This window comes from Paenibacillus darwinianus, assembly GCF_000598065.1.
Lineage (GTDB): Bacteria > Bacillota > Bacilli > Paenibacillales > Paenibacillaceae > Paenibacillus_I > Paenibacillus_I darwinianus.
In genome coordinates this window covers 1-12,871 of the sequence record NZ_KK082132.1, presented here as the reverse complement: position 1 = coordinate 12,871, position 12,871 = coordinate 1, and the positions used below count along the sequence as shown (strand labels likewise).

Below are 12,871 nucleotides of genomic sequence, written 5' to 3'. Positions count from 1 at the left end.
CTTCAAGCCGCAGTGCAGGCCGCCCGCTCTGAAGCCTTGGGGCGTCGTGATCGAGCCGTCCGGCACGATCTTATACGAAGCTGGCGTTCCATTGTCCATTCCGTTCGTATTCTCCTTCGCATGAGCCATGATAGTAGCGGTTGATGATTGGCGGTTACGGATAGACTGGCACGAATTCCAATCCGAGCTTCTCGTCCCAGCCCATCAGCAGATTCAGGTTCTGCACGGCCTGCCCGGCCGCACCCTTGACCAGATTGTCGATAACCGACACGACGGTGACCCGGCCGGTGCGCCGGTCGACGGCAAAGCCGATATCGCAGTAGTTGGAGCCGAACACCTCTTTGGTGGCCGGCAGCACCCCTTCGCCCCGAACCCGCACAAAACAGCGGCCCTCATAGTAGCGGCGGTATAAATCAATGAAATCACGATCGCTGCGTTCCCCTCTAATCGAAGCATACATGGTGCTCATGATGCCGCGCGTCATCGGCACGAGGTGCGTCGTGAACGTCGTCGTCACCGGCTTGCCGGCCACGCGCGACAGCACCTGCTCGATTTCGGGAATATGCTGATGCTTATTCACTTTATAAGCTTTGAAATTTTCGTTGATTTCCGCATAATGCGTTCCGAGACTCGCGCCGCGGCCGGCTCCCGATACGCCCGATTTGGCGTCAATGATAATGGTGGCAGGATCGATCCATCCTTCCGCCACGGCCGGTATCAGACCCAGCAGCGTTGCAGTCGGATAGCAGCCCGGGTTCGCGATCAGGTCCGCACCCTTTGATTCCTCGCCGAAAACCTCCGCCAGACCATATACGGCGCGGTCCAAATGCGCTTGGCCGGCGGGCTCCTTTTGGTACCATTCTTCATATAGAGCAGGCGACTTCAAGCGAAAATCGCCGGACACATCGATGATCTTCAAGCCGATCTCAAGCAGCTCCGGAGCCAGCTTCGACGCAACGCCTGCCGGTGCGGCGAGGAATACGACATCGGCCTTCGCGCGAATTGCGGCCGACTCGATGCCGTCCAACAGCTCGGTGCGGATTTCCGTCAGATGCGGATAGCCTTCCGCAATCGGCGTACCGGCGCTCGATGACGAAATAACCGACGTTACCTCAACCTGCGGATGCGACGCAAGCAGCCGAATCAGCTCCACGCCGCCGTATCCCGTCGATCCGACGATCGCAGCTCTTACCTTGGAACCCATAACATTCTCTCCCATCCCTGACTTCCTAAGTAACCATTCTACACCAAGCGGCCGATCGAATAAATAGCGATTCAGATTGTATTATTATACATTCTGATTAATATAAATACAATTCCTTTATCGTGTTCGGCAATGCCGTTTTATCGGGTTCCGCCGGAGCAGGATCAACATCAAAAATCCCCGATTGCCAGCAATCGGGGATGAGAGGTAACGCCTTTATAAAAGATGCTTCGTAATAAGCTCCTGCTTCTCGACGCGCTTCGTCAGCGCTTCGAACTCCAGCTGGATGACGCTCAGCTTGATCGCCTGCTTCTCCGTGTAGATCGCGATCAGTTCCGTCTGCTTTTCCTCAATGTCGTCGAACCGGCGGTTCATCTCCGTGCGCAGATCGTTGACCTCCGTGCGCAGATCGTTGATCTCCGCCTTCAACTCCGTGCGCAGATCGTTGACCTCGGTCCGCAGATCGTTGATCTCCGCCTTCAACTCCGTGCGCAGGTCATCGATCCTCTGATCGACGTGCCGGATAATCCGGCCCTCCATCTGCTCCAGCGCCTGCAAAATGCTTTGTTCCATCTTCCTTCATCTCCTCTGCAAGATATGGAATAGGAACGGACAACAGGCGTGCGTGTGCGATGCGGCAGCTGCCGTCACGAGGTTTGTGTTCCTGGTTTAATTATACCTTAAAGTTGAATTTATGACCAGCCTTGACTTACTTTATTCGGAGCGGATCTGGCTGCGAAGATAGCCGTCGATGAACATGTCCAGATCGCCGTCCATGACCGCACCGACGTTGCCGGTTTCCACCGATGTCCGGTGGTCCTTCACCATACTGTACGGATGAAAAACGTACGAACGGATTTGGCTGCCCCATGCGATGTCGGACTGCTCGCCGCGAATTTCCGCCAAATGCTTCTGCTGCTCCTCGATCTTCAGCTCGTACAGCTTGGAACGCAGCATCTGCATCGCCCGCTCGCGGTTCTGAATCTGCGAACGCTGCGTCTGGCAAGCCACAACGATGCCTGTCGGCATATGCGTGATCCGGATCGCCGACTCCGTCTTGTTGACGTGCTGACCGCCGGCGCCGCTCGAGCGGTACGTATCGACCTTCAAGTCCTCGCTGCGGATTTCGATCTCGATGTCATCCGAAATTTCCGGCATGACGTCGCAGGACACGAAGGACGTATGCCGGCGTCCCGAGGCGTCGAACGGCGAGATCCGCACAAGCCGGTGCACGCCCTTCTCCGCCTTCAGGTAGCCGTATGCGTTATAGCCCTTGATCGATATGGTGACGCTCTTGATCCCCGCTTCGTCGCCGGGCAGATAGTCCAGCACCTCTACCTTGAAACCCCTCTTCTCCGCCCAGCGCGTGTACATCCGATACAGCATCTGGCCCCAGTCCTGCGACTCGGTGCCGCCGGCGCCCGGATGCAGCTCGAGGATGGCGTCCAGCTTGTCATAGGGCTGGTTGAGCAGCAGCTGCAGCTCGAATGCGCCCACCTTGCGGACAAGCTCGTCGACGCCGCGCACCAGCTCAGCCTCCAGCGACTCGTCGCCTTCCTCTTCCGCCAGCTCAAGCATCGTATCAAAATCCTCCTGGTCGGCTACCAGCTTGCCGTACTGATCGACGACCGATTTGACCGCATTCATCTCCGAAATGACACCCTGCGCCTTTTCGTTGTCGTCCCAGAAATCGGGAGCGGTCATTTTTTCTTCAAAGTTGGCTATCATCTCTTGCTTAAGATCTAAGTCAAAGAGACCCCCTGAGTTCTTGGAGCCGCTTCGCCACTTCACGCAGGTCCTGTTTTACCGATACGTCTAACATGGTTTCGCTTCACCTCAATGTAGGGCAGTTGCCGACCGTCTGAAGCCTCCCGGAAGGGATTACGTGTTCTGACCGTGGCACTGCTTATATTTTTTGCCGCTGCCGCAAGGACACGGATCGTTCCGGCCGACCCGCTGCTCGTCGCGCTTCACCGGACGCTTCTGCTTCGGCTCTCCGCCGCCGCCCGATTCCGTCTGCCCCTTGGCCACTTCTTGACGCTCCAGGTTGTTCTCGACATGCGCCTTCATGATGTATTTCGCAACTTCCTCCTGGATGTGATCGATCATCTCTTTGAACATTTCAAAGCCTTCGAACTGATATTCGCGAAGCGGATCGGTACCGCCGTATGCACGCAGATGAATACCTTGGCGGAGCTGATCCATCGCGTCAATGTGATCCATCCATTTGCTGTCGACCGCACGCAGCACGACGACCTTCTCGAATTCGCGCATCGTCTCCTCGCCGATCTGCGCTTCGCGCTCGTCGTAGAGGGCGTTGACCTTCGCGAGCAGGAATTCGACGATTTCCTCGCGCTCCTTGCCCCACAAGTCATCCTTGGTCAGCATGCCGTCTTGCAGGAAGGTTCCGTGCGCATAATCGACGACCGCCTGCAAATCCCAATCCTCCGGAACCTCGTCCGCCGGCGCGTGAGCCTCCACGATACGCTCCACGACGGGCTTGATCATCTCGAGCACGATGTCGCGAATGTTCTCCGAATACAGCACCTCGCGACGCTGCTTATAAATAATTTCCCGCTGCTGGTTCATAACGTCGTCGTACTGCAGAACGATCTTACGCAGATCGAAGTTATTGCCCTCCACCCGCTTCTGGGCGGACTCGACCGCGCGCGTGATCATCCGGCTCTCGATCGGCTGGTCCTCCTCGAATCCGAGGCGGTCCATCATGCCCATAATATTCTCGGAACCGAAACGGCGCATCAGCTCATCTTCCAGCGACAAATAAAATTGTGTGGAGCCCGGGTCGCCCTGCCGACCCGAACGGCCGCGCAGCTGGTTGTCGATCCGCCGGGATTCGTGACGCTCGGTGCCGATAATGTGCAAGCCTCCGGTATCGGGCACCTCTTCCCCAAGCACAATATCCGTACCCCGTCCCGCCATATTCGTGGCGATGGTGACCGAGCCCGCTTGTCCCGCACGGGAGATGATCTCCGCTTCCTCCGCATGATACTTCGCGTTCAGCACCTTGTGCTGGATGCCGCGGCGTTTGAGCATCTCCGACAGCTTCTCGGAATTCTCGATCGAGATCGTGCCGACAAGAATCGGCTGGTTGTTGGCGTGGCGCGCCGCGATTTCATCTACGACCGCCTTGAACTTGCCGTTCTCCGACTTGTACACCACATCGGGCATATCGACCCGGATATTCGGGCGGTTCGTCGGAATCTGCACAACGTCCAAGCCGTATATTTTCTTGAATTCCTCTTCTTCCGTCTTCGCCGTACCCGTCATACCGGCCAGCTTGCGGTACATCCGGAAATAGTTCTGGAACGTGATCGTCGCAAGCGTCATGCTCTCGTTCTGAACCTTCAGCTGCTCCTTGGCTTCAATCGCCTGATGCAGGCCGTCGCTGTAACGGCGTCCCGCCATCAGCCGTCCCGTAAATTCGTCTACAATGACGACCTCGTCATCCTGAACGACGTAATCGACGTCGCGTTTCATAATGACGTGCGCTTTAAGCGCCTGCTGAATATGGTGGTTAAGGAGCACATGCGCGTGATCGAACAGGTTCTCGATGCCGAAGGCGCGCTCCGTTTTCTCCACACCCGCCTCGGACAGCGTCACGCTGCGCAGCTTCACGTCTACCGTGTAATCCTCTTCTTCTTTCAAACGGCTAACGAAACGGTCTGCCGCATAGTAAAGCTCTGTCGACTTGGCCGCTTGTCCGGAAATGATGAGCGGTGTCCGGGCTTCGTCGACCAGAATCGAGTCTACCTCGTCAATGATTGCGAAGTGAAGCGGGCGCTGCACCATCTGTTCCTTATACAGCACCATATTGTCGCGCAAATAATCGAAACCGAATTCGTTATTCGTTCCGTACGTAATATCGGCCCTGTAAGCCGCCTGCTTCTCGTCATGGTTCAAGCCATGCAGGTTGCATCCGACCGTCAGCCCGAGGAATTGGTACAGTTGACCCATCATGCCGCTGTCGCGCTGCGCCAAATAATCGTTGACGGTGATGACATGCACGCCTTTACCGGTAAGCGCATTTAAATAAACCGGCAAGGTGGCGACGAGCGTTTTGCCTTCGCCGGTTTTCATTTCTGAAATTTTGCCGTCGTGCAGCACCATGCCGCCGATCAGCTGGACGTCGAAATGACGCATGCCAAGTATCCGCTTGGATGCCTCGCGCACGGTCGCGAACGCCTCCGGCAGCAAGCTCTCGAGCTCTTCGCCCTTCTCCAGACGGGCTTTGAATTCTTCCGTCTTGGCGCGCAGCTGCTCATCCGAAAGCTTGACGAACTCGGGCTCCAGGCCGTTAATCTGTTCGACGATACGCAAGCAGCGCTTGATCTCGCGCTCATTCGGGTCGCCGAATATTTTTTTTACCAGTCCGAGCATGGTAAGGATGCCCCTTTCGTGAATCGACTCATAACTTAAATTGTAACAGTTTGTAGAGACTGCCGCAACGAAGACGGTATATGATACAATTATTTAAATGTCCTATTCCCGTACATAGAACATCACGAAAAGAGTGTGGATATGAAAAAGGTACTTGTATGCTTCGTCGACAATATCGAGAACGATGACAATTTAGAGCATCTCCTGACGACCTATGAACATAACGATTTTGACGTTTATGTATTGAATGGAATCTGCGAGAACGGCACTCAGCCTCATCATCTCACGTCAATCCTGGAATCGGTCTGCGGCGAGCGATTGGAAACCGACCGTTTATACTTTCTCAGCAACCTGGAAAAGTTTCTGTGGCTGGTACACGGCATTTATCATCAGACCTTCGAGCAAATCTGACGGCCGACCTCTGCAGCCTTCAAGTTCCCGTCGCTACGCTTTCGACCGTATTCAGCGGTCTTCCGATAACCGAGGGGCAGATGCGGATCATCGGCCGCGGCAGAACGGCGAAGGATGTGCAATTTCTGCAGCAGTTGGGGATAGACGGCGACAGCATCATCGAAAGCGTATTTACGTTTGACTTCAAACCCCAGGAAAACCGGTACACGAGAGCGCAGCTCAATCTTCCGGAAAATAAGTTTCTGATTGCCGTGATCGGCGCACGGCTGAATGACGAGGTCACTCCGGCTTTCCTTGACGTCTTCGAACAACTTTACAAGCTTGGCGCGCACCTCGTATTTATCGGCGGCTTCGACAAGCATGCCGAATACGCCGCCAAAAATAGCGTATTCGCAGAACATTCGACTGCTCTTGGTTTTCAATCGGATGTGCTCGCTATTATGGAGCTATGCGACTTATACGCGAATCCGCAAAGGACCGGAGGAGGAAGCTCGGCCGCAGAAGCGTTGTATAAGGGCGTGCCGGTCGTCACGCTTGACAGCGGGGACGTGTCGGTGGCGGCCGGAGGCGATTTTCATGTGCACTCTTATGAGGAAATGACTCACATGATCAAGCGATATATACAGGAAGATCGTTTCTACGAAACCATGTCGGGGAAAGCCAGGGAACGGGCAGAGCTGCTGATGTCCACCGAACGGCAATTCAGCGAAGTCGTTCGCCTGATTACCGAAAACAAACATTTTGCGTAAATCAAAAATGCAGCTCCTCTCTAGTAAAAGAGAAGAGCTGCATTTCTCATGCTTGCTCGATCAATCCGTATTTACCATCGTTTCTTCTATAAACGACGTTCACCTCTTTGGTCTCTGCATTGGCGAAGACATAAAAGCTGTGACCGACCATGTTCATTTGGAGTATGGCCTCTTCCACATCCATCGGCTTCAGCGTATGGCGCTTCGTCCGAACAACGCCCACATCGAGTTCCTCTTCCTCCTCCAGTACGCTAACCGCTCCCGAATCCTCCCTGAATAATGTCTTCAATCCGCCGTCCGTACGGAACTTGCGGTTCACTTTGGTTTTGTGCTTGCGAATCTGACGCTCCAGCTTATCGACTACCAAATCAACGGCGGCGTACATATCGTCGTGCTTCTCTTCCGCACGGAGCATGACGCCCCTAAGCGGGATCGTTACTTCGACACCTTGCCGGTTCTTGGTAACCGCAAGCGTGACGTTGACTTCGGAGGTTAAAGGTGCTTCAAAATACCGTTCCAGGCGGCTCAGTTTCTTCTCGACATGCTCTCTCAGCGCGTCCGTAACCAAGATATGCTGACCTCGAATGTTGTATTTCATCTGCATTCCTCCTTTACTGACTCCATCATAACATATTCACGAAGCGTTAACAAAATAATTGATTGATAGTTTAGAATAATTTGATAACTTTTGACGAGAAAAGAAAAAACCCCGTTTTCCCGGGGTTCTGTCTCCTTTACTTTGTCAAGTGTACCATCTATCGTTCGGTCGATTGACCGGATGATTACAGTTTGACTACGTTTGCAGCTTGTGGACCGCGAGCGCCTTCAACAATATCGAATTCAACCGATTGGCCTTCTTCGAGCGTCTTGAAACCTTCGGATTGGATTGCGGAGAAATGAACGAAAACGTCGCCGCCTTGTTCAGTCTCGATGAATCCGTAACCCTTCTCTGCGTTAAACCATTTCACTTTACCTTGCATGCATGAACATTCCCTTCGTCTTCAAGTAACTGTGAGGCGTCAGCTATGTACGTGGCCCACAATTTGACTATACATCGGCTTCCGGGAAATGTCAAACGATTATTGCAAGCGTTATCAACGACTTCAGCTATCTGTTATTTAACCGCATAGGCTTCATAAATTTTGGTTACCGCCCTGATGACGTCCCGAACATCCTCGGCCGTCATTTTTGGAAAAATCGGTAACGACAGCGATGTCTCGTAATAGGCTTCCGCATGCTCGCACCGAACACCCGCATAGCCGTTCGCTTGATAATAAGGCTGCCGATAGACCGGAATGTAATGCACGTGGACTCCGATGTTCTCGGCTCGCAACGCTTCAAAGATCGTTTGACGATCCGCCTTGAAAGCTTCCTTGCGCCAGCGGAGCACGTATAAATGCCAGCTCGATTCGGCATCCGCATGTTGGGCCGGCAGCACCAATCCGTTCAGCCCGCCGAACGCTGCGTCATAAATGGAAGCTATCTCGCGCCTTTTGTCCATGAACCGCTCCAGCTTGTCCATTTGTAATAGCCGCTTCGAGAAACATCCAGCACAATGCACATCTTCTCCAGTCGGTACTCGGAGCGGTGTTCGTGGATGAACGTATACTTTACCGACGGTCTTTCGCGAAGAAGTGCATCGCCTTTTTTAGGATTTCGTTCTCTTCCTGGAGATCGCGGATCTGTTTCTGCAGTTCTTTAAGCTTATGGTCTTCAGACTTAAACGCTTGTGCTGCAACGACTTCCGGCTCACCCCTAAATTTCTTCACCCAGGTATACAACGTATTGTCGTTTATCTTTAATTCACGTGCGACTTCCGCTACCGCCTTCCCGCTCTCTTTGATATACTGAACTGTCTTCTTCTTGTACGCTTTATCATAGAGTGGTGATGCTTGCCGCCGTTATGCCTGCGGCGCCGGCCCAGAAGGTGAAGAAATCCCGGCCGGTCGTTGCCGGGCTTTCCAGGGTGTAGCCAAGCTTGTGCAGACCGTTGATACCGTTAACCTTGACTGCCCTGGGCTCCGACAGCGGCTCCGTTTCTCCGGGCAGAACGGAACCGGCGGGTACGATCACTTCCAGTTCGCCATTCGCAAGCGTATTCGCCAGCGAATCCAGCTGCTGATACTCCTTGACGTAGCGGTCCCGGGAGACAATCATGCCGTACACCTCGCCGCCGGTCAGGGCGCCCGATTCGGCCGCCGCCGTCAAGATGTCCGCCGTTACCGGAGTCGCCGCCGGTCCCGCGACGAGGGCGGTTCCGCCTATCGTAATGCTGTAGCCCTGCTCATTCTCGACAACCTGAATGTTGACGATTTCGGACAGCTGATCCGTCAGCAAATCCCGCTGATCCCTGAGATCGTTCGCCGTGTCGCCCAAGCCTTCGATGCGCCTAATCTCCGTGTTGAGCGACGCGATCGTATTGACCATCGTATTCATCTGGGTCGACTTGACGGAGATGTTGTCCGTCAAATCCCCGCTTAGATCCGAGAGCTGCTTGCTCGTCTGGTTGAAAGAGTCCGCCAGCGCCAGCGCGTTCTCGCGCACAATTTTGCGGCCGGTGACGCTATCAGGATCTTTGCTAAGATCCGACCAGGCATTCCAGAAGTTCTCGATGACCTTGCGAATGCCTGTGTCGCCCGGCTTATGCCCTTGTATCGAAAATACCGGTTCGGCCGCTGCCGCCCAGCTTGTTATGCGGATGCTGATACGTGACATCTTCCGCCGGATCTTCCACCACGAGATCGATGGAGTAATTGATAAAGGCCAGCGACTGCGCAATAAGCTGCTGGTTCAGATCGTTGATGTGCTGCAGCTCCTTCAGCATACCGGACATCTGCTGTTGTTTCTCGATCAAGCGCTGCTTGTCCTCGGGATGATAGACCGACCGGATCAGCTCGGTCAGATTATGCAGCCGGCTCTTGTAGCCGATTTCGTGAAAATACCGGTACGTATGGGCGAGGCGCGTTTTCTCCAATTCATCCGCGCGCAGCAGCAGCTTTTTCTCCTTCTGGATAATCGTATTCAAGCTGTCGATATCGTTGTTGACGAGAACAGGCGTCTTGTCTTTCGCCGAATGCAATAGTTGCTCGTAAACCTTCGTCTGCTCTTCCAGCGTTTCGAGAATGCCCGTTAAAGCCATAACGCCCACCTGTCCTCCATCGTTTATTTCAAATACGGAAGCAGCTTGTCGGCTATTTTCCCTGCGTCCACCTGGTAGTTGCCCGTTGAAACCGATTGCTTCAACTGCTCGACTCTTCCCGCCCGCTCCGCTTCGTTCATCCTGCTGTATGACAAAAGCTCCTTGGCTTCCGCCGAAATCTGAACCTCGTCTCTTCTCTTTTTGCCTGCCGTTCCGTCCGCCCGGTGTTCATTCTGTTTCTGATAGGAATTGACTGCGCCGATCCGGTTCGTATGATTTATTTTCACTTGAATTCACCCCATTATGCCCGCATTAAAAAGAAACCGATAACCTTCTACAGGTATTATCGGTTTCCCTAAATGGATTATTTATAGCACACGCATGAAGGATTCTTAATAATGGCTACGTCCGGTCGCGCAGCCGGTCGCCGATCTGGTATCCGGAGCGGTGCTCTTCCGGCTTGACCAATGGTTTTCGGGAGCTTTCCTTCATCTCGGCAGCCAGCCTGCTGCGGCATTCGACGCACATTGTATTGTCGCGGATCGGCGCGCCGCATGATTCGCACGAGTAGCTCAAGTTCGGCAGCCTTACGATCGATATGCGCCCTTCACGGATAAATCGCGTGATTTGTCTTACGGACACGCCGGTGCCCTCGGAAAGCTCTTGCATCGAGCATTGTTTGTTTTCTTTTATGAAGATGGTGCAAAGATCGTATTCTTTGTCCACTTCCTTGACGCAAGACGGGCAAATATCCCGAATACCCTTCGAAAATATTTTGCCGCAGCGCGGGCAATTTTCCAAACTCATACTAAACACCGCCCTTTCCGACTGTTGGATAACTTTATGTTAGCGGATTTTAGCGAAAATTTCACTCTTTTTGTTGAATTTTCTCGCACAATCGCGATTGCCTCCGCTATGATCTGGCCCATGTCAGCACATATACGGCCGTATCGGCCCCGAGATGCCCGATGAGTGTGCGGGCGCAAGCCTCCGCCGTGCTGCCTGTCGTATAGATATCGTCGACCAGCAGCAGCCGCAGGCCGCCACCCTTCCGTTCGCCGTTTGCGACTTGCTTATTGCTCTTCAGCCGCAGCTTCGCCATCGCTCCCTCGTTCGCTTCAAATACATGCTGCATATCCCGAATCCGCTGGGCTCTTGACTTAAAGCTTTGCTTCGCGCCGTGCTTCGAACGAACAAGCAGCGATCCCAAGGGAAGCCCGTATCGCACGGCCAAGCCTGCAGCAAGCCGCTCCGCCTGATTAAAGCCTCTCTCGGCCGAACGCGCATCGCTGACCGGAACATAGGTAATGCAGTCCCATGGATGCTGCCCGCGGGACCGGATTTGTCCGCATGGGGAGCGCATTTCATTCATCATCAATTCATAAGCGACGGAGAGCATATCGATCAGCGCCGGCTCAAGCCGCTCATGACCGCGGTATTTATATAAGGCAAGCATCCGCTTCATGAACGAATCATACCGGACTGCACTGCGGTTCCATATGAACAGGGTGCGGGTGCGCCTGAGGCAATCCCCGCATGTTTCCGCCCTTCCGCATATCGGACATTTGATGACCGCGATCCATGGAACGGACGCCGAGCAGGCCCCGCATAGACCCGCAACCGCGCGGGAAGTCCAGGACGGCCGTTGTACGAAGCCGACAGCGGTTTTACCGCAGAGCAGGCACTCCGCGGCCGGAGGGCTGAGCAGCTTCATACTTTCGGCAACCACGCGCTTTATCCATGGCAACCAATGCCGCTTGGGCGAACCGTCCAGAGCATTCATAGCGTGCGCGACTCCAGATAGCCGTCCGTCGCCGCCAGCCGGTTCATCGCCCGAATCTGCCGCACGGCGGCGATCTGCGCCCGATTGCGCGAGCGGCTGCAGAACACGACACTGCCCGCCGGGTCCGCTGCGGAACGTCCCGACCGTCCCGCCATCTGCACCAGCGACGCTTCGTCGAACAGCGGGGCGTCCGCATCCAGCACAACGACATCGCTCCGGGGGATGGTCACGCCCCGTTCCAGAATCGTTGTCGTCACAAGTATCCGGATACCGCCCTGCCGGAAAAGGTCTACCTTTTCCTTACGCTGCGCATCTGCGGATGATGTGCTTTCAATCGTCGCAGCGGGAAAAACGGTTCCCAGCAAGCCGGCCATCGGCTGGGCATGTCCGATAGACGGCACGAACACAAAAATCTGCGCGCCTCTGTCCAATGACCGCTGAAGCGACTGCCGCAGCATAGCCGGGATCCGCTTCCTGCGCAGCATGTCGTATACGGCTGCCGTACGCAGCAACTGCGGCACAGGCAACGGATGCTTGTGATAGCGGACAGGCACACCTACATTGGCCAGCTTCCCCCGCTTGGCCAGCTGCCGCATCCGTTTCGGCGGCGTAGCGGACAGCAGCACGGTCGTTCCGCCGGGAGCGGTCGCCCGCTCCGCAGCATACTGCAGGACCGGATCTCCATCGAACGGAAAAGCGTCCGGTTCGTCAATCACCACAAGCCGGAAAGCCTGCTGAAACCGCAGCAGCTGGTGAGTGGTCGCGATTGTAACATCTCCCTTCTCCCAACGCTGCTCGCTTCCGCCATAGAGCGTGACGACCGAAAGCTCCGGGAAAGCTTTGCGGATTCGGGGATCGAGCTCCAGCACAACGTCGCGCCGCGGCGTTGCGATCAGCGACTTTCCCCCGCTCGCATAGACGGATTCGAGCAGCGGGAACAGCATCTCGGTTTTGCCGGCGCCCGTAACGGCCCATATCAGAAACTCTCGCTTGGAGCAGTTCGCCTCCGGCCGCTGCGGCAAATGGGCTTCAATATAGCGCAAAGCCGCTAAAGAGGCTTCCCGCTGCGCCGGAGCGAGGCCCCAACAGCCGATGCGTTGTTCCGGCGCGGGCAGCAGGGATGTGCTAGCGGCGGCGGGGTGAACGGCAGCGCGGCGGCCCGTGGCGGCAGGGGGGCCGGCCGGGCC

General features: G+C 55.1%; 15 protein-coding genes and 1 pseudogene. 2 read left to right on the top strand and 14 right to left on the bottom strand.

The features are described 5' to 3' along the window. Positions 1–154: 154 nt before the first annotated feature. From argC to secA, 4 genes are all read right to left on the bottom strand, one after another. Positions 155–1,204: an N-acetyl-gamma-glutamyl-phosphate reductase gene (argC, locus tag BG52_RS02300; RefSeq protein WP_036582045.1), complete on the bottom strand. Its 1,050-nt coding sequence runs from the start codon at positions 1,202–1,204 to the stop codon at positions 155–157. Between the two features lie 216 nt (positions 1,205–1,420). Further along, on the bottom strand, positions 1,421–1,777 hold the full coding sequence (locus BG52_RS14745) for a hypothetical protein (protein ID WP_051587623.1): 357 nt from the start codon (positions 1,775–1,777) through the stop codon (positions 1,421–1,423). 141 nt (positions 1,778–1,918) lie between these two features. Then, a protein-coding gene (gene prfB / locus BG52_RS02290) for a peptide chain release factor 2 (protein WP_144340709.1) occupies positions 1,919–3,026 on the bottom strand; the annotation gives its coding sequence in 2 pieces (ribosomal slippage) (positions 1,919–2,953 and positions 2,955–3,026; 1,107 coding nt in all). A 59-nt stretch (positions 3,027–3,085) separates the two neighbouring features. Further along, on the bottom strand, positions 3,086–5,602 hold the full coding sequence (gene secA / locus BG52_RS02285; protein ID WP_036582050.1) for a preprotein translocase subunit SecA: 2,517 nt from the start codon (positions 5,600–5,602) through the stop codon (positions 3,086–3,088). A 141-nt stretch (positions 5,603–5,743) separates the two neighbouring features. Here secA and BG52_RS02280 point away from each other — a divergent pair, with 141 nt between their 5' ends. Further along, the gene (locus BG52_RS02280; RefSeq protein ID WP_036582052.1) at positions 5,744–6,013 is read left to right on the top strand and encodes a hypothetical protein; all 270 of its coding nucleotides are present in this window, start codon (positions 5,744–5,746) and stop codon (positions 6,011–6,013) included. Between the two features lie 80 nt (positions 6,014–6,093). Next, the gene (locus BG52_RS02275) at positions 6,094–6,762 is read left to right on the top strand and encodes a glycosyltransferase (RefSeq protein WP_051587624.1); all 669 of its coding nucleotides are present in this window, start codon (positions 6,094–6,096) and stop codon (positions 6,760–6,762) included. 46 nt (positions 6,763–6,808) lie between these two features. Here BG52_RS02275 and hpf read toward each other — a convergent pair whose 3' ends face one another. The 10 genes and pseudogenes from hpf to BG52_RS02225 all read right to left on the bottom strand — a co-directional run. Then, positions 6,809–7,360 carry a ribosome hibernation-promoting factor, HPF/YfiA family gene (gene hpf, locus BG52_RS02270; RefSeq protein WP_036582055.1) on the bottom strand — a complete coding sequence of 184 codons (552 nt, stop codon included), beginning with the start codon at positions 7,358–7,360 and terminating at the stop codon, positions 6,809–6,811. 184 nt (positions 7,361–7,544) lie between these two features. Next, positions 7,545–7,742: a cold-shock protein gene (locus tag BG52_RS02265; RefSeq protein WP_028599014.1), complete on the bottom strand. Its 198-nt coding sequence runs from the start codon at positions 7,740–7,742 to the stop codon at positions 7,545–7,547. Between the two features lie 134 nt (positions 7,743–7,876). Further along, positions 7,877–8,284, bottom strand: a complete 408-nt coding sequence (locus BG52_RS02260; RefSeq protein WP_051587625.1) for a DegT/DnrJ/EryC1/StrS family aminotransferase — start codon at positions 8,282–8,284, stop codon at positions 7,877–7,879. An 88-nt stretch (positions 8,285–8,372) separates the two neighbouring features. Beyond that, positions 8,373–8,615 (bottom strand): annotated as a pseudogene (locus tag BG52_RS16740) (transposase); the annotation flags it as partial. A gap of 22 nt (positions 8,616–8,637) precedes the next feature. After that, the gene (locus tag BG52_RS02250; protein WP_051587627.1) at positions 8,638–9,477 is read right to left on the bottom strand and encodes a FlgK family flagellar hook-associated protein; all 840 of its coding nucleotides are present in this window, start codon (positions 9,475–9,477) and stop codon (positions 8,638–8,640) included. Continuing rightward, on the bottom strand, positions 9,404–9,901 hold the full coding sequence (locus BG52_RS02245; protein WP_051587628.1) for a flagellar protein FlgN: 498 nt from the start codon (positions 9,899–9,901) through the stop codon (positions 9,404–9,406). The genes BG52_RS02250 and BG52_RS02245 overlap by 74 nt, the downstream gene beginning before the upstream one ends. A gap of 23 nt (positions 9,902–9,924) precedes the next feature. Further along, complete coding sequence (gene flgM, locus BG52_RS02240) at positions 9,925–10,188, bottom strand: flagellar biosynthesis anti-sigma factor FlgM (protein ID WP_036582062.1); 264 nt, start codon at positions 10,186–10,188, stop codon at positions 9,925–9,927. Between the two features lie 115 nt (positions 10,189–10,303). Beyond that, positions 10,304–10,708: a flagellar protein gene (locus BG52_RS02235; RefSeq protein ID WP_036582065.1), complete on the bottom strand. Its 405-nt coding sequence runs from the start codon at positions 10,706–10,708 to the stop codon at positions 10,304–10,306. 106 nt (positions 10,709–10,814) lie between these two features. Continuing rightward, positions 10,815–11,366 carry a ComF family protein gene (locus BG52_RS15880; protein WP_036582099.1) on the bottom strand — a complete coding sequence of 184 codons (552 nt, stop codon included), beginning with the start codon at positions 11,364–11,366 and terminating at the stop codon, positions 10,815–10,817. Between the two features lie 314 nt (positions 11,367–11,680). Then, positions 11,681–12,871 (bottom strand): helicase-related protein (locus BG52_RS02225; protein WP_144340708.1); only part of this gene is annotated, 1,191 nt, incomplete at its 5' end.